Source organism: Caballeronia sp. LZ035 (assembly GCF_031451175.1).
Classification (GTDB): Bacteria; Pseudomonadota; Gammaproteobacteria; order Burkholderiales; family Burkholderiaceae; genus Caballeronia.
Window position 1 is genome coordinate 2,452,967 of sequence record NZ_JARUXS010000001.1, and the last position, 20,919, is coordinate 2,473,885.

Here is a 20,919-nt window from a genome sequence, read left to right on the forward strand (position 1 = left end):
TGTTCATGACGCGGGGCGCATGCGGCGCGCCAGCCAGTAACCGAGCACCGCACATGGCAGCGCGACGAGCCAAGCGCCGGCGGGCAGCGTGAGTGCGCCCGTCTGGCGCGCATAGAGCGTCTCGACGACCGCCACCGTCGCGACGCCCCACGCCAGCGCGCTGAGGCCGCCGAGGCACAATGTGCGCACGTCGCGCCGCAACAGTCCCGCGACACCTTGCGGCGCCGCGACCACGACCCACACGAAGAACAGTCCGAGGTACATCGGCCAGGAGGCGGTGATGTTCGCCAGGGCGACGCTCGCGAAGGTCAGCAGCACCGCGCCCACGACCGGCCCGAAGAACGTCCCCGTTCCGCCAATGACGGTGGCAACGAGCACGCTCGTCGAGCGCGCGAGACCGACGCTTTCCGCCGACACCAGTTCGACATTGATCAGCCCCATCACGCCCGCGACGCCCGCAAAGAACGCCGACACCACCAGCATCGTGAAGCGCACGCGCGCCGGCGCGAAACCGATCGCGGCGGCGCGCGCGGGGTTGTCGCGCACGGCGTTGGCGAGGCGGCACATCGGCGTGTGCGAGAAAACGTACAGCGCAAGCACGGACACCGCGCACCAGCCCGCAATCAGCGCGTAGGCCTCGCGCGGCGGCCCGAAGGTCCAGCCGAACACGGGCTGGCCGCCCGCCCGGTCGATGGTCACGCCGCCCTCCCCGCCGAACCATCCCGGCACGAGCCAGACGCAGGCGGCGACCAGTTCGCCGATGCCGAGCGTGATCATGGCGAACGCCGTGCCGGCGCGTTGCGTCGAGATGAGGCCGAAGACTGCTGCGACGCCCATCGCGACCAGGCCACCCACCAGCGGCAACAGCGTGAGCGACACACCCGCGCGATTGAACACGTGCGCCGCGGCGAACGCGCCGAGCCCGGCATACACCGCATGCCCGAAGGACAGCAGGCCAGTTTCGCCGAGTAGCAGGTTGTAGGACAGGGCAAAGACAATCAGCGTCGCGGTCTGCGCGAGATACGCGAGCAGCCATGACTGGGTGAAAAACATCGGCGGCAAGGCGAGCGCCGCAATCAAAGCGATGAAGCCAAACATCGCGGGCCTGATGGACTGACGGGACTTACGCATCGCGGCTGCGCTCGCCGAAGAGCCCGCGTGGCCGCGCGGCAAGCATCGCGACGAGCAGCAGGTACGGCAGCACGGGCGCGAGTTGCGTCACCGTCAGCGCGCCCCACGCGGGCGGCAGCGTCACGCCGAACACGGCGGCGATACTGCCCGCCGACGCGCTCGCGCTCACCGCGAAGGTTTGCGCACAGCCGATCAGCAACGACGCGACGAGCGCGCCATACAACGAACCCAGCCCGCCGATGACCACGACGACGAACACGATGGGGCCCATGGCATCGGCCATGCCGGGTTCGATGACGGCGAGCGGCGCGCCGATCACGCCGCCCAGCGCGGCGAGCGCGGTGCCGGCGGCGAATACCGTGGTGAAGACGCGCGGGACGTCGTGGCCGAGCGTTTCGACGGCGGCGGGATGCGTCAGGGCCGCGCGCACGACGAGACCCATGCGCGAGGTGCGCAGCACGAGCCACAACGCGCCCAGCATGACGATGGCCACGACCATCATGAACACGCGATAGCGCGCGAACGACGCGCCATACAGCGTGAACAGCGGACCTTCCAGCACGTCCGGAATGACTGCGGGCAACGGCCCGAGACCCCAGACAAGCTTGACACCCTCGCCGATCAATAGCGCCGCGCCGAAGGTCAGCAGTAGTTCGGCGAGCGCGCCGCGCGCATGCACGCGGCGCAACAGCACGCGCTCGAACCACGCGCCCGCCAGCCCGACGAGCACCGGCGCCGCAACGAGCGCCAGCCAGAAGTTGCCGGCAGCCGCGAGCATCTGTCCGACATAGGCGCCGAGCATATAGAAGCTCGCGTGCGCGAAGTTGAGCATGCCGAGCATCGAGAAAATCAGCGTGAGCCCGGCGGACAGCATGAACAACAGCAAACCGGTGCTCACGCCGTTGAGCAGATTCACGCTGAACCACTGGAGCAAGGCGCGCCTCAGCGGGCAAGCAGCGGCTTCAACGCAGCGACGAGGGGCGCAGGCAGCGCCACGGGCCGACGCGTCGCGCGATCGACGTAGACGTGCACGAAGTGCCCTTGCGCGGCGGCTTCGTCGGCACCCTGCGCGAAGATGGCCACTTCGTAGCGCACGCTCGTCGTGCCGAGTTTTTCCACACGCAGGCCTGCCTCGATCGGCTCCGGAAACACTACCGGCGCGAAGAAGTTGCAGCGCGTCTCCACCACGAGGCCGATGGTCTCGCCCTCGCTATAGTCGAGCACGCCGTGACGCAGCAGGTACTCGTTCACGACGGTATCGAAATAGCTGTAGTAGACGACGTTGTTGATGTGCCCATACACGTCGTTATCCGACCAGCGCGTGCTGATCGACAGGAAATGCGCATAGTCCGCGCGAGTGGTTCGGACAGGTTTGGTCATCGTGGGATGCGCGTCGGGACGCGGGACGGTCGGCGTGGCGCCATGTTAGGAGCGGCCCGCCGGACGTGTCAATCCGGCGCGGCAAAGAGGTTCGAAGCTAGTTGCCGGCGCTCGTGCACAACGCACGGACCTCGTCGGTGAAACGATCAACCGTCTCTTCGCGCGTATCCCACGCACACATCAGGCGGCATCCGCCCGAACCGATGAACTGATAGAAGCGCCAGCCCTTCGCGCGCAACTTGGTGGCGACCTGCGTGGGCAACTCGGCGAATACCGCATTCGCCTCGGGTTCGAACATGAGCTTCACGCCGGGAAGACCGGCGAGGCGCGCGGCCATCCGTTGCGCCATCGCATTGGCGTGACTCGCGTTGCGCAGCCAGACGTCGTCGTCAAGCAGGCCGAGCCACGGCGCGGAGATGAAGCGCATCTTCGAGGCAAGCTGTCCCGCCTGCTTCAGCCGATACGCGAAATCGGCGGCAAGCGCGCGGTCGAAGAACACCACCGCTTCCCCCACCGGCAAGCCGTTCTTCGTGCCGCCGAAGCACAGCACGTCGACGCCCGCGCGCCACGTGATCTCCGACGGATGCACATTCAGGCTCGCCACCGCATTCGCGAAGCGCGCGCCGTCCATGTGGACCTTCAGGTGCCGCCGCTTCGCAATCGCCGCGATCGCGCGGATTTCCTCGACGGTGTAGACGGTGCCGACTTCCGTCGCCTGCGTCAGCGCGACGACTTTCGGCTTCGGATAGTGGATGTCGGCGCGCCGCGTGACGATCTCCTCGATCGCGTCGGGCGTCAGCTTGCCGTTCGCACCTTGCGCGGTGAGCAGTTTCGAGCCGCCCGAGAAGAACTCCGGGCCGCCGCATTCGTCGGTTTCGATATGCGCGAGCTCATGGCAGATCACCGAGTGATACGACTGGCACAGCGACGCCAGCGCCAGCGAGTTCGCCGCCGTGCCGTTGAAGACGAAGAACACTTCGCAGTCGGTCTGGAACAGGTCGCGGATGCGGTCGCAGACCTGGGTGGTCCAGGAATCGTCGCCATAGGCGGGTTCGTGACCGCTGTTGTTGGCCTGGATGAGCGCCTGGAGCGCTTCGGGGCAGATGCCCGCGTAATTGTCCGAGGCGAAATGCTGGGTCGTGTCCGTGGGCGCTGTCATGGGAGCGGAGGGCCGGAGAATCTTGATGAACGGGCGCGCGCAGATGACAAAGGCACGCCCGGCGATCCGGCCATTCTAGCGGCTTGAAGCGGCGGCGCGTCCGATCCGTCCGACGCGCCGCCCAAAACCATACGAGGAGAGGCTTACTTGCTGTTCGGCGCGCTGGCCGCGTTGGCTTCCTGCGCCTTCTTTTCCTTCTTGCTGGCTTCGTGATGGCCGATTGCGCAGCCACCCACGGCGCCCACCGCGCCATGCTTGCCGGCGACATGCCCCGCCACGCCGCCCACGGCCGCGCCTTCGATACAGCCCTTCGCCTGAGCAGCGCCTGTTGCAGCCAGCATGGCCGAAGCCAGAACGATCGATGCCAATGTGCGATTCATCGTGTGTCTCCCTTGGGTTGTTGTGGACCCTGAAGGCGTTGCACGCGATGTGCCTGACAGGCTGTAAGAAAAAACGGCCCGATCTGAACCGATCGAGCCGTTCCTTGCGAGCGTCGAAAAACGCTTAGAGCTGCTGTTGCACCCACGCCGTCACACCGGCGAGCGCGGCCGGCAGCTTGGCCGGTTCGGTGCCGCCCGCCTGGGCCATGTCGGGACGGCCGCCGCCCTTGCCCCCCACCTGCTGCGCAACGAAATTGACGAGTTCGCCCGCCTTGACCTTCTTCGATGCATCCGGCGTCACGCCCGCGATCAGGCTGACCTTGCCGCCGTCCACCGACGCCAGCACGATGGCCGCATGCTTCAGCTTGTCCTTCAACCTGTCGACGGTTTCGCGCAGCGTCTTCACATCGGCGCCTTCGAGTTGCGCCGCGAGCACCTGCACGCCCGCCACGTCGACCGCCTGCGACACCAGTTCATCGCCCTGGCTCGCCGCCAGCTTCGACTTCAGCGCGCCCAGTTCCTTCTCCAGCGTCTTCACGTGCTCCTGCACTTGCGCGATGCGCTGCGTCAGTTCCGCCGGCTGGGCCTTCAGCACGCTGGCCGCCGCGTTGATGCGCTGGTCGAGTTCCTGCACGTAGCGCACGGCGTTGTCGCCGGTGATCGCTTCCACGCGACGAATCCCCGCCGCCACGCCGCCCTCCACCACGATCTTGAAGAAGCCGATGTCGCCGGTGCGCTGCACGTGCGTGCCGCCGCAGAGTTCGCGCGAGAAGCCGAGGTCGAGCACGCGCACCGTGTCGCCGTACTTCTCGCCGAACAGCGCCATTGCGCCGCCCTTTACCGCGTCGTCGTAGGCCATCACGCGCACCACGCCCGGTGCGTTCGCGAGAATTTCGTTGTTGACGATCTGCTCGACACGGCGGATTTCGTCGTCCGACATCGGCGCGTTGTGCGCGAAGTCGAAGCGCGTCTTGTCGGCATCGACGAGCGAGCCCTTCTGCTGCACATGGCCGCCCAGCACGTCGCGCAAGGCCTTGTGCATCAGGTGAGTGGCCGAGTGATTGCGTGCGGTGCGGGCGCGGCGGATGGCGTCGATCTCCGCCTTCACCACATCGCCCACCTTCAGCGTGCCCTGTTCCACCGTGCCGTGATGGCCGACGACATCCGCCTGCACCTTCAACGTGTCCGCAACGGCAAAGCGCACGCTGGCATTCGCCAGCACACCCTGGTCGCCGACCTGGCCGCCGGATTCCGCATAGAACGGCGTGTGATCCAGCACCACGACGGCCTGCTGGCCGTGCTGCGCCTCGTTCACCGTCACGCCGTCCACATACAGCGCGAGCACTTTCGCGTCGTCGAAGATTTCCTTCTCGTAGCCGTGGAACATCGACTTCGCGCCCGAATACTCGAGGCCCGCCGCCAGCTTGAACTTGCCCGCCGCGCGCGCCTGGTCGCGCTGGCGCGCCATGGCGTCGTCGAACGCGGGTTCGTCGACCGTCACGCCGCGCTCGCGGCACACGTCCGCCGTCAGGTCGAGCGGGAAGCCGTAAGTGTCGTGCAGCTTGAAGGCGAGTTCGCCGTCCAGTTGCTTCACGCCCTTCCTGTCCAGTTCGGCCAGCTCGCCTTCGAGGATCGACATGCCGTTCTCGATGGTCTCGAAGAAACGCTCTTCCTCCTGGCGCAGGACGTCGGTGACGCGCTGCTGCGCGTCCGCGAGTTCCGGGTAGGCCGCGCCCATTTCCGCGACCAGATCCGCCACCAGCTTGTGGAAGAACGCGCCCTTCCGGCCGAGCTTGTAGCCGTGACGGATCGCGCGGCGCACGATCCGGCGCAGCACGTAGCCGCGGCCTTCGTTGCCGGGAATCACGCCGTCCACGATCAGGAACGAGCACGCGCGGATGTGGTCCGCGATGACCTTCAGCGAGTTGTTCTCCAGATCCGCCGTGGCCGTTTCACGCGCCGCGGCCTTGATGAGAGTCTGGAAGAGATCGATTTCGTAGTTGCTGTGCACGTGCTGCAACACGGCGGCGAGGCGCTCGAGGCCCATGCCCGTATCGACGCACTGCTTGGGCAGCGGCGTCATGTTGCCCTGCGCGTCGCGGTTGAACTGCATGAACACGAGATTCCAGATCTCGATGAAGCGGTCGCCGTCTTCTTCCGGCGATCCCGGCGGGCCGCCCCAGATTTCCGGGCCGTGATCGTAGAACACTTCCGAGCACGGGCCGCACGGGCCGGTGTCGGCCATCTGCCAGAAGTTGTCGGACGCGTAGCGCGCACCCTTGTTGTCGCCGATGCGGATGATGCGCTCGACCGGCACGCCGATTTCCTTCGCCCAGATGTCGAAGGCTTCGTCGTCTTCCTGATAGACCGTGACGGTGAGCTTCTCCGCCGGCAGCGCATAGACCTTGGTCAACAGCTCCCAGCAATAGTGGATGGCGTCGCGCTTGAAATAATCGCCGAACGAGAAATTGCCCAGCATCTCGAAGAACGTATGGTGCCGCGCCGTGTAGCCGACGTTCTCCAGGTCGTTGTGCTTGCCGCCCGCGCGCACGCTGCGCTGCGCGGTGGTGGCACGCGAATACGGCCGCGACTCCGCGCCCAGGAAGACGTCCTTGAACTGGACCATGCCCGAATTGGTGAAGAGCAGCGTCGGGTCGTTGCCGGGCACGAGGCTCGACGAACGCACGATCGTGTGGCCCTTCGATTCGAAAAACTTCAGGAATTTCTCGCGTATTTCGGCGGCTTTCATAGCGTACGGGGCGTGTCTTCGGTTCTTTGATGGTGCCCGCGGGCGGCTCGCGCATGAATCGACGGCAAGCCCGGCCGGCGTGGCGAGGGTGACTGTCGATTATACGGGATTCGCCGCGTCCGGCCGGGCGCGCGGCCAGCCGGCACAAGCTCGCGCGTGCGCCTTTGCAGCGCCTTCGGTATCGCGCGCGGCGCGGTTCTGTGCGACAGTCGCGAAACCGGCGGCCGGCGCCGCAAGACGCCCGCCGTAGCCACTGACGCCACTGAAGCACGAACAAGAGGAAGCGAGCAGACGAATGGGAGCCTTGAGCCATATCCGCGTGCTGGACCTGACCCGCGTGCTGGCGGGACCGTGGTGCGCGCAGACCCTCGCCGATTTCGGCGCGGACGTCATCAAGATCGAACGGCCGGAAACCGGCGACGACACCCGCCAGTGGGGCCCGCCCTATCTCCGCACGCCCGCCGGCGAGGACACCCGCGAGGCCGCGTACTATCTCGCGGCGAACCGCAACAAGCGTTCGGTGACGGTGGATATCGCGACACCCGAAGGCCAGCGCATCGTGCGCGAACTGGCCGCGCAAAGCGATGTCGTGCTGGAGAACTACAAGGCCGGGCAGTTGAAGAAGTACGGGCTCGACTATGAATCGCTGAAGGCCATCAAGCCGGACCTCGTCTATTGCTCGATCACGGGCTTCGGGCAGTCGGGGCCCTATGCGCAACGGGCGGGCTACGACTTCATCGTGCAGGGCATCGGCGGCTTCATGAGCATCACCGGCGAGCGCGACGGCCAGCCGGGCGGCGGCCCGCAAAAGGCGGGCGTGGCGATCGCGGACCTGATGACCGGCATGTATGCGACCGTCGGCGTGCTCACGGCGCTCGCGCATCGCGACCGCACTGGCGAGGGGCAGTACATCGACATGGCGCTGCTCGACGTGCAGGTCGCAATGCTCGCCAACATGAACACCAACTTTCTCGCGAGCGGCACGCCGCCGGTGCGCTGGGGCAATGCGCACCCGAACATCGTGCCGTACCAGACGTTCCAGACCAGCGACGGCTGGATCATCGTCGCGGTGGGCAACGACGGGCAGTTCCGCAAGTTTGTCGAGGCGGGCGGCTGCCCGCAACTCGCCGACGATCCGCGCTTCGCGGCCAATCCGTCACGCGTGCGCAATCGCGAAGTGCTCGTGCCCCTGCTCGCCGACATGGTGCGGCGTCAGGGCAAGCATGAGTGGATCGCGCAGCTGGAGGAAGCCGGCGTGCCGTGCGGACCGATCAACGATCTCGGCGAAGTGTTCGAGGACCCGCAGGTGCTGGCGCGCCGGATGCAGATCGATCTGCCACATCCGAGCGGCGGCACGGTAAAGCTCGTCGCGAGCCCGATCAAGATGAGCGCGACGCCGCCCGAGGCACGCTCGCATCCGCCGCTGCTCGGCGAGCACACGGCAGGCGTGCTGGCCGAACTGCTCGGTTATGACGAGGCGCGGATTGCGGCGTTGCGGGCGTCGAAGACGATCTAGACCGAAGACAACGCGCGGGGAATCAGCGCACACCCGCGCCGATCACACCGCCCGCCGCCGCGCCCGCGACCGTGCCGATCGGCCCGCCCGTGACCAGATAGCCGAGCGCACCGCCCGCAGCGGCGCCCACGCCTGCATGGGCCTGCTGGCGCGAGACCGCGCAGGCCGCGAGGCTCGACACGAGTGCCGCCGCGGCGGCGAGCTTGAAAGTGGTGGCGAGGATCCGCTTCATGATCATCTTCCTTGTGTTGTCGTTGTGATGTGTTGTGGTTGTGCTTGCCTGCCGAAGCGCGTCGCAAAACGCCGTGCTTCATGCAGTCGAGCCGATCATAAAAGCCCGCGCGAGCGCCTTTCAACGCGATTTACGTCCGGTTACGGCGGTTACGAAGCGCACCGCACGCCGTAATCGGTGTAACGAAACTCGCGGGCGAACAACCCGCACGCATCGTCGGAAGCCGGCGGTTGCGTAAGGTAGAATCGACCCCATCTTCAAGGCATTCGTACGCGTCCCTGCCCGTCTCGCGGGAACGCTTCCCGAACCGTTTCACGCGCGCGAGCGCATCCGCTGGCACTCTTTTTCGCATGAACACCGATCGCAACGACGCCCCGGCCCCCTCCAATTTCATTCGCAACATCATCGAAGACGACAACCGCTCCGGCAAATGGTCGCAGCGGGTCGAGACGCGCTTTCCGCCCGAGCCGAACGGCTATCTGCACATCGGCCATGCGAAGAGCATCTGCGTGAATTTCGGCCTCGCCGCGCAATACGGCGGCGTGTGCCATCTGCGCTTCGACGACACGAATCCGGAGAAGGAAAGCGTCGAGTACGTGGATTCCATCATCGACGCCGTCGAATGGCTTGGCTTCGAATGGAACAAGGACGGCCGCGAGCACAAGTACTTTGCGAGCGACTACTACGACCAGCTGTACGACTACGCCGAGATGCTCATCAAGAAGGGCCAGGCCTATGTCGACAGCCAGACCGCGGAAGAGATGCGCGCCACGCGCGGCTCGGCCACCGAGGCCGGCATCAATTCGCCGTACCGCGACCGCACGCCTGACGAGAACCTCGACCTGTTCCGCCGCATGAAGGCGGGCGAGTTCAAGGAAGGCGAACACGTGCTGCGCGCGAAGATCGACATGGCGTCGCCGAACTTCAACATGCGCGACCCGGTGATCTACCGCATCCGCTTCGCGCATCACTACCGGACCGGCGACACCTGGTGCATCTACCCGATGTACGACTACGCGCACTGCGTCTCGGACGCGATCGAGAACATCACGCACTCGCTGTGTACGCTGGAGTTCGAGGATCACCGTCCGCTGTACGACTGGTTCCTCGCACAACTGGCCGACGACGGCGTGTTCCAGCGTCCGCTGCCGCAGCAGATCGAGTTCTCGCGCCTGAATCTCACTTACGCGATCACCAGCAAGCGCAAGCTGCTGCAACTCGTGCAGGAGAATCACGTCGAGGGCTGGGACGATCCGCGCATGCCGACCATCGTCGGCGTGCGGCGGCGCGGCTTCACGCCGGAGAGCATCCGCTTGATGGTGGAGCGCGTCGGCGTGACCAAGGTGGATTCGTGGATCGACATGAGCGTGCTGGAAGGCGCGCTGCGCGACGATCTCGACGAGAAAGCCCCGCGTGCGATCGCCGTGCTCGACCCGCTCAAGCTCATCATCGACAACTATCCGGAAGGCCAGAACGAAGACTGCAGCGCGCCGGTGCATCCGCATCATCCGGATCGCGGCGTGCGTTCGTTCCCGTTTTCGCGTGAATTGTGGATCGAGCGCGAAGACTTCCAGGAAACGCCGCCGAAAGGCTATTTCCGCCTTTTCCCGGGCAACAAGGTGCGCCTGAAATACGGCTTCGTGGTGGAGTGCACGGGCGCGGACAAGGACGAGCACGGCAACGTGACCGCCGTGCACTGCAACTACTTCCCGGACAGCCGCTCGGGCACCGAAGGCGCGAACAACTACAAGGTCAAGGGCACGATTCACTGGGTCAGCGCGGCAACCGCGTACGCGGCCGAAGTGCGTCTCTACGATCGCCTGTTCAAGGAACCGCAGCCCGGCGCGGGCGGCGCGGAGTTCCTGGACGCGCTCAACCCGGATTCGAAGCGCGTGGTGAACGCGTATCTCGAACCGAGCGCGCGCGAAGCGAATGCCGAAGACCGCGTCCAGTTCGAGCGGCATGGTTATTTCGTTGCGGACCGCGTGGATTCGCAGCCGGGCAAGCCGGTGTTCAACCGCATCGTCAGCCTGCGCGACAGCTGGGGCAAGCCGGCCTGAGGGCTTGCCTTCAAAGAAAACGCAGAAAACGCGCCGCGCGGCCACGCGGCGCTGCTGTAGCCGGTCCAGTCGTCGCACGCCGCTCCTCACGAGGACATCATGAAGCTGCCGCATGCCGTCGCGCACGGGTTCCGGGCGCATCGAAGCGCCGCCCTCGCCTGCCTGATCCTGCTCGTCTGCGCTCGGGCGCAGGCCACGAGCACCGCGGAGACGACCCGCGCCAATGCAGCCGTGGATCAGCTGCCGCCTTCCGCCACACTGCGCAAGATCGCCGAGAACGGCGCGATCGTGCTGGGCACGCGCGAGTCGTCGGTGCCGTTCTCGTACACGGTCAAGCAGCAGCCGGTCGGCTATTCGTATGCCATCGCACTGCGGATCGTCGACGAAATCAAAAAGCGGCTCGACATGCCGAACCTCGCGGTGAAGAACGTGATGGTCACCTCGGCCAACCGCATCTCGTACGTGGTGAACAATCAGGTCGACCTGGAATGCGGCTCCACCGCGCATGTCGCCGACCGCGAGCCGCTGGTGGCGTTTTCGAACAGCTTCTTCCGCTACGGCATCCGCATGGCGGTGAAGAAGAAGTCGGGCATCCGCGATTACGCCGATCTCGCCAACAAGACGGTCGCGACCACCGCCGGCACGTCCGATGAACGCATGCTGCGGCAGATGAGCATCGACAAGAAGCTGAACCTGCGCATCATCAGCGCGCGCGATCACGCCGAGGCCTTCGCCGCGCTGCGCTCCGACCGCGCCGTGGCCTTCGTCATGGATGACCCGCTTCTGTACGGCAAGATCGCGCAGGAAGGCAACGCGCGCGGCGAGTATCTCGTGACCGGTGCGTCGCTGGCGAACGAGGCTTATGGCTGCATGATGAGAAAGGGCGATCCGGTGTTCAAGAAGATCGTCGACGACGTGATCGCCGGCATGCAGCGCTCGGGCGAAGCAGCCAAGCTCTACGACACCTGGTTCATGAGCCCGATTCCCCCGGACGGCGTGAACCTCCAGTTCCCGATGTCGCCGGAAATGAAGCTGCTCTTCGACCATCCCAACGACCGCACGCTGGAATGATCAAAGCGTCTCGTGCAGGTCGGCCAGCGACAGTGTGGTCTGGAACAGACGCGCAAGGCTGCGGCTCGCGAACCGGTCGACATCGGCCGGACTGACCCAGCGGTACGCATCCATCTCGGGGATCATCGTGCCGTCGCTGTAACGCGGAAAATAGGATTCGCACACGCAGTTTTCGAGCTGCACTTCGTCGTCGCCGACGCGCACGGCAAACAGATGCAGGTCCTTGTCGCGGCGATAGAGAAAGCGCCCGAGATCCTTCAGCCGCTCCGGCGCCAGCACGATGCCGGTTTCCTCGACGAGCTCGCGCAGCGCCGCCTCGCGCGGGCTTTCGCCGGGATCGGACGCGCCCTTGGGCACGTCCCAGTGCGTGGTTTCGGTGGCGTGACACAGCAGCACGTCGCCCTGTGCGTTCAGCATGACCACGCCGCATGACACGGTGCGGTGGGTCATGCGCGGCTCGCCCCGTTGCGAGCGCTTCGGTTTGTTCTTCTGCTTGCCCGGTTCATCGCGCCTTCACTGCTTCTTCAGCTTCCATTTGCCGTCGCTGGCCTTGCAGGCGGTCGGCGTCCAGGTCTGGGTCTGCCCTTTCGCGTGCGCGACGAGTTCGACCTTGCGGCACTTCATGCCGTCGGACTCGAAGCTGCTCTGCGGCGTGACCGTGCCGTTGACCGGCACCGGATTGCCGGCGCCCTTGTTGTCCCAGTCGAGCGATTCGCCGTCCTGCTTGGTCTCGAGCGCCTTCTGCGCGGCGTTGTTGAGCGCCTGCAGGTCGCGCTGCTTCATGTAGGTGATCGGCGTGTTGTTCAGGAAGCCGAGGTTGGCGGCTTGTGCCGTGGTGCCGGCGATGACGCATGCGCCAGCCGCGAATGTCAGCGTCAGCGTCAGGCGAGCCATGACTCGGGATGGGTTCGGCATTGGGTTCTCCTCGTCGCGGATGAGTATGGCCGCCTGCACGTCCACGCACCCGTGCAACCACAGCGGCAACGGCGATACACCAACGTCAGCCCGTCAAAGCGGGCCGCAACGAGAATAGCATGATGCGGAGCCTTCAGCCGCCGCGCGGGCCGGGATGGCGCCTCGGGCGGCGGTTCGGCCGGCGGTTCGGCCGACAGTTCAGTTCGACACCGACTTCATCTCGCCGATGCCCGTCCCCTTCTGCGCGTCCTTGTCCTTCGCGGGATCGTAGCCGTCGGTGAGCGTGCCGAGGAACGCCACGACATCCTTGATCTCGGCATCGCTGAGCGCCGGCTTGTCGCCCTTCTTGCGATCGAAGGGCGGCTCGGTGTTGATGTTGTCCCAGTACTTCTTCGGCAGGTCGTCGAACTTCTGGACCGCGCCCGTCTTCGACACCGGATAGAACTTCTCCGGATTCGTATCGCGTTCGACGTAAAAGCGCACCACGTCGTCCAGCTTGTGATAGATGCCGTTGTGGAAGAAGGTCTTGCGCGTCGCGACGTTGCGCAGCGACGGCGTGCGGAAGATGCCGCAGTACTCGTCCTGCCCCTTGAGGTCGGTTCGTTCCGGACCGCACGCGCCGAGATCGTGATACTGCGGGTTGCGGTTGATCGGCAATGCGCGATTGCGCGGCACACCGAGCGCGATCAGACCGAAGTCGCTGAACTGCGGCGGCGAGCCGTCCTTCGCGCGCGTGCTGATGTGACAAGCCGCGCAGTTGCCCTTGCTCTCGTCGTTGAAAAGCTGCAGGCCGTGCATCTCGGCGTCGTTGAGCTTCGCGCGGCCGGCGAGGAACGCGTCGTACTTGCTCGTGTACGGATAGAAGCGCTCGGGACTCTGCTCGAAGGTTTCCAGTGCGACCAGCACCGCGGCGAAGACCCGCTCGTCGTTCTGGAAGACATCCGCGCCATAGGCCTGGCGGAATGCGTCGGCATAAGGCGCGGCCTTCACCGCCGCCGCGACCTTAGCCGGCGTGCTGCCCATTTCAAACGACGACAACAGCGGAATGCGCGCCTGATCCGCGCCATGGTCCACGCGGCCGTCCCAGGTGAGGCCGCCGGTGGGACCGGCGTCGACGCTTTCGTCACCTTCGTCGTCCGAGTCGTGGAAGTGCCGCGTGAAGGCCGGCACGCTCTGCAGATACTTGAGCGACGGCACCGCGCGAATCCCCGTCTGATGCATGTCGCTGCCGCCCAGTTGCACGGAGAGCGCGTTGGGCGGACCGAACGCGTGCTGCGGGCTGTGGCACGACGCGCAGGCGAGCTTGCCCGAGCCGGACAGCGAGGGATCGAAGAACAGCTTTTCGCCGAGCACGGTCATCTGATTGACGTGAGCGAAGACCTCGGCGCGCGACTGCGGTTGCGCCGCGACTTTGACGACGCCTGCTTGTGCGCTGGCCGCTGCCGCGCTCGTTCCCGTGTTGATATCGGCCGCATGAGAATCGCAGCCGCTGAGCGCCGCGGTCAACGCGGCAAGGGCGAGCGAGCAGAGAACGAAAGGCAAACGCATCGAAGACATGGGCTTGAAAAAGCGAATTTGAAAGATGCCGAAGCGTATGTCGAACGTGTGTCTTTCATGTGACAGCGCTGTCTTCCCCGTTGCGCCTCGGTCTCCGCCTAAAAATTATTAAGCGCAGATTACGTAATCGAAAGCCTTATTACATGTTCACGTCAAAACGAATTGCCACACTGCGCACGCCGGCGGGCAAAGGCTTTCAAAACTGACCAAGCTTGCGTCACGCGCCGGTCCCCAACACAAGAGAGATTCCTCAATGAACAAGAAACTCGTATGCGCGGTGCCGCTGGCGGCCACCGTTGCATTCGGCCTCTACGCTTGCGGCGGCGACGACCATCACGACGACATTTCCTCGGTGAAGAACGTCGTGGTGATTTATGCGGAGAACCGCAGCTTCGACAACCTGTACGGCCACTTCCCGGGCGCGAACGGCCTGCAGAACGTGACGGCCGCAAACGCGCAGCAGCTCGACCGCGACGGCAGCGTGCTGACGACGCGGCCGACCATCTGGGGCGGCCTGACGGCGACCGGCGTGACGCCGGCGATCACTGCGGCAATGACCACGAATCTGCCGAACGCACCCTTCGCGATCGACGATCCGAAGGGCTTCAACACGGCGCTCAACGTCACGACGCGGGATCTGTATCACCGCTTCTATGAGAACCAGATGCAGATCGACGGCGGCAAGAACGACAAGTTCGTTGCCTGGGGCGATTCGGGCGCGCTGGTGATGGGCCACTACGACACGCCGCCTGAGAAGCTGCCGCTCTACAAGATCGCGCAGCAATACACGCTGGCGGACAACTTCTTCATGAGCGCGTTCGGCGGTTCGTTCCTGAACCACCAGTGGCTGATCTGCGCCTGTACGCCGGTCTATCCGAATGCGGATACGAGCGTGGCCAAGGGTTCGATCTCGTCGGTGAATCCGGACGGCGTGTCGCTGAAACTGGCGACAGCGGCCGGCTCGGCCCTCACGGCCAACACGTCGGGCCTGTTCGTGAACTCGGGCAACCTGACGCCCGACTTCTACGCGGTCAACACGATGCAGCCGCCGTATCAGCCGAGCGGCAACAAGCCCGCGACGGGCGGCGACGCGAACCTCGCGGACCCGACCGTGGCGACGACGCTGCCGCCGCAGACGCAGCAGCACATCGGCGACCTGCTCAATAAGGCCAACGTGAGCTGGGCGTGGTTCGGCGGTTCGTGGAGCGCGGCGCTGGCGGACCGTTCGGTCATCAATGGCGCGGTCAACGTGGTGCCTGACTTCCAGACCCACCATCAGCCGTTCAACTACTTCGCCGATCTGGCGCCGGGCACGACCAACCGCGCGCAGCACTTGCTGGACGGCGGCACCAACGGTGCCGAGTTCATCAAGGCGATCGACGCGGGCACGCTGCCGCAAGTGTCGTTCTACAAGCCGCAGGGCAACCTGAACGAGCACGCCGGTTATACCGACGTGGCGTCGGGCGACCAGCACATCGCCGACCTGATCAGCCATCTGCAGAAGAGCCCGCAATGGAAGAACATGGTCGTCGTCGTGACCTACGACGAGAACGGCGGATTCTGGGATCACGTCTCGCCGCCGAAGGGCGATCGCTGGGGTCCGGGCACGCGTATTCCGGCACTGATCGTGTCGCCGTACGCGAAGAAGGGCTTCGTCGATCACACGCAATACGACACGACGTCGATCCTGCGCTTCATCACCAAGCGCTTCAACCTGCCGTCGCTGCCGGGCCTGACCTCGCGTGACGCGGCGCTGACGGCGAACGGTGCAGCGAAGATGGGCGATCTGACGAACGCGCTCAACTTCTCGCAATAAGCTTTTAGCAGCGTTGTAACCAGACGGGCCGCGGTCGTGTGACCGCGGCCCGTTGCTTTTTTGCCGTCCAGCGCGATGTGCTTCGTCGGTTTGCTTCGTCTCAGGCGCCCGCGAAGAGCGTCGCCAGATCGTTGCCGCGCGCGGCCCCGGCCTGCGCGAGCACGCGCGATTCGAGCTCGTCGATATGCAGGCGCATCGTCGCGAGCGCGGCGTCCAGATTACCCGCTTCGAGGGCATCGACGAGTTGTTCATGTTCGTCCGATGCGCAGTTGGACACCTTCGACGGATCGAACAGCGCCTTGTAGAGCTCGGTCTTCGCGACCAGCTTCGACAGGAACGCCTGCACCTCGGGTACGTTCGCGAGTTCCGCCAGCAGCACGTGGAAGCGCCCCGCGAGACGCACGCATTCCTCCACGCTGCCCGCCTTCACCGCCCGCTGCTCGGCCTTCACATGCGCCCGCAGCGCGCGCTTCGCCTGCGTGCCCAGGGCGCCGCACAGCGACGTGACGATGCCCGCCTCCACCACCTGCCGCGCGCGATAGGCCGCGCGGATATCCGCCACCGTCGGCGACGGCACGAACGCGCCGCGATTCACTTCCAGCGTCAGCTTGCCTTCCGCGCCGAGACGCGCCAACACCTTGCGGATCGTGCCGCGCGTGCAGCCGAAGGCGGCGGCGAGTTCGCGCTCGACCAGCTGCGCGCCCGGCGCGAGCTTGCCCTGCAGCAGCGCGGAAGTGATCGCCGCATGGACGCGTGCATCGGGCGCGGGTGGGTTCGCAGGGGAATCGTTTTCCGGGTGGGGAGTGCTTGCGGCCATGGTGACTTGGGTGCCTGGGTTGTCACGCATTGTAGCGACTGCTTTCGCCGGCGCACGAATCCGGAGTATCAGCGTCCGCGTATTCTTGGTTGACCAAATTCCTATAAAATGGTCAACCAAACGAACGATTCAACGAGGGCTGCTCCATGCAAACATCGACATCCATCCTCGGCTCATGGCTGGCGGATCCCGCGCGATGAAGCCGCGCACGTCGGACCTTGCGTGGCTCGTGGTGATCGTCGTGATCGGCCTGAATCTGCGGCCGCTGCTGACTTCGATCAGTCCGCTGATGAGCGTGATCCTGACTGCGACGGGGCTGTCGTTTCGCGGGGCGTCGATGCTCACCGGCCTGCCGGTCGTCGCGATGGGCGTGTGCGCGTTCGGCGCCAGCGCACTCTCCCGGGCGGTCGGCAACGCGCGCGGCGTGGCGCTCGGGCTGGTCGCGATCGCGGCGGCTTGCGCGGGCCGCTGGTTCGCGGGCAACGCCACGGCGCTGATCGTCAGCGCGGCGGTCGCAGGGACGGGCGTCGCCGTGATCCAGGCGCTCTTGCCGGGGGTCATGAAGGCGCGTTTCGCGGCGCGCCTGCCGTTTGCGATGGGTCTTTATTCCGCTTCGATCATGGCGGGCGGCGGGCTCGGCGCGAGCATCACGCCGGGTGTGGCTTCACGCATGTCGTGGCAGGCGGGGCTCGCGGTCTGGGCGCTGCCCGCGCTCGTCGCGCTGGCCGTCTGGCTGATGCTGATGCTGATGCGCGCCGCTGCGTCGCCGCGCGCCTCCTCGACGCAGCACGCCGCGGCGGCGCCGTCGCTCTTTCTGAACCGGCGCGCGTGGACGCTCGGCGTGTTCTTCGGGCTCGTCAATGGCGGCTATACCAGTCTCGTCGCGTGGATGCCCGCGTATTACCAGCAACTCGGCCAAAGCGTGAGCGCAAGCGGCGCGCTGCTCGCGCTGCTGACCGTCTTTCAGGCTTCTTCGGCCCTGCTCCTGCCGATGGCCGCCGCGCGTTTCGGACACTGGTTCGGGCATGCGAAGGATCGTCGTCCGTGGCTTGCGCTGGGCCTCGTCGCGCAGTTGGGCGGCTTCGCCTTGCTGCTGCTCGCGCCGCTTGCCGCGCCCGTCGTGACGGTTGCACTGATGGGCGGCGGACTGGGCGGCGTGTTCGCGCTGTCGCTCGTCCTGACACTCGATCACGCCGACGATCACGCGCTCGCCGCGCGGCTCGTCGCGTTCGTGCAGGGCGTGGGCTTCGTGATCGCGGCGCTGGCGCCAGTTGTGGCGGGCGTGGTGCGCGACTTGAGCGGGAGCTTCTCGATGACGTGGATGATGCTGTCCGCGAGCCTCGTCGCGATGCTGGCGCTGAGCGGCGTGTTCGGACCTTCGGGGTATGCGCGTGCGATGGGGCCACGCACGAGCGTGCGTCACATGCCGCTCGTCAGCGCACGGCGTGGCAGGCGAAGTATTCGTCGAGCAGATCGGTCATCTGCCACACCGGACACGGACGGCGGCAATGGCCGTCGTAGCCCGCTTCCTTGAGCAGCGCAATGGGCTCCTCCGGGAGAAAACCGCTCATCGCGACGATCAGGCGGTCCGCGTCGTCGGCGGCGGCGCGCAGTTCATGCACCAGCGTGTAGTTGGCGCTGCCGCCGATGCGCGTATCCAGCAACAGCACATGCGGACGCCATTCGGCGATGCTGTGCTTGACCGTCGCGGCGTCCAGCGCCAAGTGCGCAGGAAAACCCTTCAGCTCGAACAGCGACACGAGCGAGGCGCCGAGCACGCGCTCCGGCAACGCGAGCAGCACACGCCGCGCCTCCGGGCGCAGGCGCGTCCGCTTGCGGTTCCATTGCGAGCATTGCGACGGGCTGGTTTCGTAGGCGCGGTTGTTCAAGGCGTCGATCCTTTTTGCGGTCCTTTTCCGATTCGCTTGCGGGAGGTCGGCCCACGCTCGTCACCGCTGCGGCGCATTGCGCGCCATGTTGGCGCATGCGCGCACCGCGGGCGGGCGGCGTGGTTCGGTGGTCCGTGCGGCTGGAGAGCAGCGGACCCTTGCGCGGCGGGGATTGCGGGGTGGAAGCGGTGCGGCCGCCGCGCGGGCTTCGGAAGAGGAAGGGCAGGAAGTGCGCCAGGCAGGCCGCCTCGACCTCAGCGCAGGGACGATCTACGCTGTAGCAAACGCTGAGGCTCGGCGCGCTCAGACCGGTCCACGCCCATCCGCTCCGACGCCAGCCCGTCCGGCAATCCGGGTTTCCCAGGCGCGCGCCGCTTCGGCATCGCCTTGAACCCGAGCCTGCAATACAGTGCTCGTGCCCGAACGTTATCCAGCCTCACATCGAGTACGAAGCAACGTTGTGCGCCCTCTCCGTCCAGCACGCTCGTCATGAGCGCCGTCAGCGCGCCCCGGCTGCGATACGCTGCGTGTGTTGCGCAATGCGCGATCAACGCCTGTCCGCGCGACGGCGCGGGCAATTCCATGGCAAGCCGTGCCCCGCGCATCAAGACACCGACCGCACGTGTCACGCCGAAGTGCCGCAAAACTTGCCACGCAAACACGAGATCGTCGACAACGACCTTTCCGCTCTCATGAATCGCGAGAATGCTGCAGGGCTCGTTGCCGACATCGACTGCCAGCCGATGCCGACGATACGAGAAGCGCCCGAAGCGCGACCCGAAAGCATCTCGGAGGAACGCGATGCATTCGTCAGCGCCGACGCCGAACATATACCCGAACTCGGCCTCGCCCGATGCAAACACGAGCGGCGCACACGACGCAGCGTCCCCGATCCGCGCCGGCCGGCACACGAAGTTCATCGACCTGAGAACGCAAGGCGCGCGACAGCATCGACCGTGCGATCGATCTGGGCTTCCGTATGCGTTGAACAGATGAAGAAGCGCAGGCGCGCAGCCGCCTCTTCCACCGCGGGATAGAAAATCGGCTGCACGTTGATGCCTTCGTCAAACAGCGCATTCGCCCATTGCGCCGCCTTGAGCGAACTGCCCGTGATCACCGGCACCACCGAATAGCCCGCGCTCCTGCCGGTATCCAGTCCGGCTGCACGGGCCCGCGTCAGAAAACGCTGTCCGTTCGTCTGCAAACGGGCGATGCGTTCCGGCTGGGCCTGCATGGTGTCGAGCGCCGCCAGCGAACCCGCCGCCAGCACCGGCGCAAGTCCCACGCTGTACAGGAAGCCCGGCGCGAGGTGCCGCAACATGTCGGTCAAAGCGGTGCTGCCCGCAATGTAGCCGCCGCAGCCCGCCAGCGTCTTGCTCATCGTGCCCATCCAGATGTCGACATCGCCGGACGCCACGTTGCAATGCTCGCGTACGCCGCGTCCCTGCGCGCCGAGCACACCCAGCGAATGCGCTTCATCGACCATGAGGAACGCCGCATGCCGCTGCTTGATCTCGACGAAGCGCGCGAGGTCGGGCACGTCGCCGTCCATGCTGTACAGGCCTTCGATCGCGATCAGCACGCGCCGGTATTCGCCGCGCACGCGCGTGAGCAGTGCATCGAGCGCCTGCCAGTCGTTGTGCGGAAAGCTCAGGCGCTTGGCGCCGCTCAACTGCGCGCCCTGCACGATGCTGTTGTGCGCCAGCGCATCGTGCACGATCAGATCGCCCTGCGCGAACAACGCGCCGATCACCGTCACGTTGGTCGCATGACCGCTCACGAACGCCACGCAATCCTCGACGTCGTAGAAACGCGCAAGCGCCCGCTCCAGCTCGCGCTGCACCGGCCGTTCGCCAGCCACCATGCGGCTCGCCGATGCCGACGTGCCATAGCGATCCAGCGCGGCCTTGGCGGCTTCCGTGACGATGGCATCGCCCGACATGCCCAGATAGTTGTAATTGGCGAAGTTGATGTACTCGGCCCCGTCGATGCGCGTCGTCGCGCCCGCACTGCCCTCGTGCACCCGAAAGAACGGCGAAGCGACTTTCAGCGTCGTCGCCATCTGGCGCATGATGCGCACCTGTTGAGACGCGGGCATGTCCTCGAAGCTCGCAAGGGACGCACGTTCGGCCCGCGTCACCTTCTGCGCATCGAACGGTTCGGCGGCTTGCGCGCCGGTGCGTTCCAGTTGCCGTTGCAGCGCCTTCGCCGCGAGTTTCTGCCTGATCTGTTCCGGCAAGCTCATTT

At 65.9% G+C, this 20,919-nt stretch carries 19 protein-coding genes; 5 read left to right on the forward strand and 14 right to left on the reverse strand.

Going from position 1 to position 20,919, the window contains the following annotated elements:
- Positions 1-3 precede the first annotated feature (3 nt).
- The 6 genes from QCE88_RS11510 to alaS all read right to left on the reverse strand — a co-directional run bounded on the left by QCE88_RS11510 (position 4) and on the right by alaS (position 6,799).
- Complete coding sequence (locus tag QCE88_RS11510) at positions 4-1,131, reverse strand: branched-chain amino acid ABC transporter permease (protein ID WP_309901925.1); 1,128 nt, start codon at positions 1,129-1,131, stop codon at positions 4-6.
- On the reverse strand, positions 1,124-2,005 hold the full coding sequence (locus tag QCE88_RS11515) for a branched-chain amino acid ABC transporter permease (protein ID WP_309903539.1): 882 nt from the start codon (positions 2,003-2,005) through the stop codon (positions 1,124-1,126). Before QCE88_RS11515 ends, QCE88_RS11510 begins: the two co-directional genes overlap by 8 nt.
- Positions 2,006-2,073: 68 nt before the next feature.
- Entirely contained in the window at positions 2,074-2,511 is a 438-nt protein-coding gene (locus QCE88_RS11520; RefSeq protein ID WP_309901927.1) for a thioesterase family protein, read from the reverse strand.
- 97 nt (positions 2,512-2,608) lie between these two features.
- Positions 2,609-3,670 carry a low specificity L-threonine aldolase gene (locus QCE88_RS11525; protein ID WP_309901929.1) on the reverse strand — a complete coding sequence of 354 codons (1,062 nt, stop codon included), beginning with the start codon at positions 3,668-3,670 and terminating at the stop codon, positions 2,609-2,611.
- Positions 3,671-3,813: 143 nt separating this feature from the next.
- A complete protein-coding gene (locus tag QCE88_RS11530) occupies positions 3,814-4,050 on the reverse strand; it encodes a hypothetical protein (RefSeq protein WP_309901931.1) in 237 nt (78 codons plus the stop codon).
- A 124-nt stretch (positions 4,051-4,174) separates the two neighbouring features.
- Positions 4,175-6,799: an alanine--tRNA ligase gene (gene alaS, locus QCE88_RS11535; protein WP_309901933.1), complete on the reverse strand. Its 2,625-nt coding sequence runs from the start codon at positions 6,797-6,799 to the stop codon at positions 4,175-4,177.
- A gap of 295 nt (positions 6,800-7,094) precedes the next feature.
- Between alaS and QCE88_RS11540 the strand changes: the two genes are divergently transcribed.
- On the forward strand, positions 7,095-8,315 hold the full coding sequence (locus QCE88_RS11540; RefSeq protein WP_309901935.1) for a CaiB/BaiF CoA-transferase family protein: 1,221 nt from the start codon (positions 7,095-7,097) through the stop codon (positions 8,313-8,315).
- A gap of 22 nt (positions 8,316-8,337) precedes the next feature.
- Here the strand turns inward: QCE88_RS11540 and QCE88_RS11545 are convergent, their stop codons facing one another.
- Complete coding sequence (locus QCE88_RS11545; protein WP_309832787.1) at positions 8,338-8,547, reverse strand: ornithine carbamoyltransferase; 210 nt, start codon at positions 8,545-8,547, stop codon at positions 8,338-8,340.
- Positions 8,548-8,897: 350 nt separating this feature from the next.
- Here QCE88_RS11545 and QCE88_RS11550 point away from each other — a divergent pair, with 350 nt between their 5' ends.
- Both QCE88_RS11550 and QCE88_RS11555 read left to right on the forward strand, forming a co-directional pair.
- The gene (locus tag QCE88_RS11550; RefSeq protein ID WP_309901939.1) at positions 8,898-10,607 is read left to right on the forward strand and encodes a glutamine--tRNA ligase/YqeY domain fusion protein; all 1,710 of its coding nucleotides are present in this window, start codon (positions 8,898-8,900) and stop codon (positions 10,605-10,607) included.
- A 99-nt stretch (positions 10,608-10,706) separates the two neighbouring features.
- Complete coding sequence (locus QCE88_RS11555; protein ID WP_309901941.1) at positions 10,707-11,678, forward strand: transporter substrate-binding domain-containing protein; 972 nt, start codon at positions 10,707-10,709, stop codon at positions 11,676-11,678.
- On the opposite strand, the gene QCE88_RS11560 is transcribed toward QCE88_RS11555, so the two are convergent.
- The 3 genes from QCE88_RS11560 to QCE88_RS11570 all read right to left on the reverse strand — a co-directional run bounded on the left by QCE88_RS11560 (position 11,679) and on the right by QCE88_RS11570 (position 14,150).
- The gene (locus QCE88_RS11560) at positions 11,679-12,128 is read right to left on the reverse strand and encodes an NUDIX hydrolase (protein ID WP_309808998.1); all 450 of its coding nucleotides are present in this window, start codon (positions 12,126-12,128) and stop codon (positions 11,679-11,681) included. It abuts the gene before it with no gap.
- A gap of 63 nt (positions 12,129-12,191) precedes the next feature.
- A complete protein-coding gene (locus tag QCE88_RS11565; RefSeq protein ID WP_309901944.1) occupies positions 12,192-12,593 on the reverse strand; it encodes an RT0821/Lpp0805 family surface protein in 402 nt (133 codons plus the stop codon).
- Positions 12,594-12,791: 198 nt separating this feature from the next.
- Positions 12,792-14,150, reverse strand: coding sequence for a cytochrome c peroxidase (locus QCE88_RS11570; protein ID WP_309901946.1), 1,359 nt, complete (start codon positions 14,148-14,150; stop codon positions 12,792-12,794).
- 253 nt (positions 14,151-14,403) lie between these two features.
- Here QCE88_RS11570 and QCE88_RS11575 point away from each other — a divergent pair, with 253 nt between their 5' ends.
- Entirely contained in the window at positions 14,404-15,966 is a 1,563-nt protein-coding gene (locus QCE88_RS11575; protein ID WP_309901948.1) for an acid phosphatase, read from the forward strand.
- 100 nt (positions 15,967-16,066) lie between these two features.
- Here QCE88_RS11575 and QCE88_RS11580 read toward each other — a convergent pair whose 3' ends face one another.
- Positions 16,067-16,813, reverse strand: a complete 747-nt coding sequence (locus QCE88_RS11580) for a GntR family transcriptional regulator (protein ID WP_309901950.1) — start codon at positions 16,811-16,813, stop codon at positions 16,067-16,069.
- 166 nt (positions 16,814-16,979) lie between these two features.
- Between QCE88_RS11580 and QCE88_RS11585 the strand changes: the two genes are divergently transcribed.
- Positions 16,980-18,317 (forward strand): cyanate transporter, encoded by a 1,338-nt coding sequence (locus QCE88_RS11585; RefSeq protein WP_309901952.1) that lies wholly within the window; start codon positions 16,980-16,982, stop codon positions 18,315-18,317.
- Here QCE88_RS11585 and QCE88_RS11590 read toward each other — a convergent pair.
- From QCE88_RS11590 to QCE88_RS11600, 3 genes are all read right to left on the reverse strand, one after another.
- Entirely contained in the window at positions 18,217-18,672 is a 456-nt protein-coding gene (locus tag QCE88_RS11590) for a hypothetical protein (RefSeq protein WP_309901953.1), read from the reverse strand. The genes QCE88_RS11585 and QCE88_RS11590 overlap by 101 nt on opposite strands.
- 254 nt (positions 18,673-18,926) lie before the next feature.
- Positions 18,927-19,592, reverse strand: coding sequence for a GNAT family N-acetyltransferase (locus QCE88_RS11595; RefSeq protein WP_309901956.1), 666 nt, complete (start codon positions 19,590-19,592; stop codon positions 18,927-18,929).
- Complete coding sequence (locus QCE88_RS11600; RefSeq protein ID WP_309901957.1) at positions 19,589-20,917, reverse strand: aminotransferase class I/II-fold pyridoxal phosphate-dependent enzyme; 1,329 nt, start codon at positions 20,915-20,917, stop codon at positions 19,589-19,591. The genes QCE88_RS11595 and QCE88_RS11600 overlap by 4 nt, the downstream gene beginning before the upstream one ends.
- Positions 20,918-20,919: the final 2 nt, after the last annotated feature.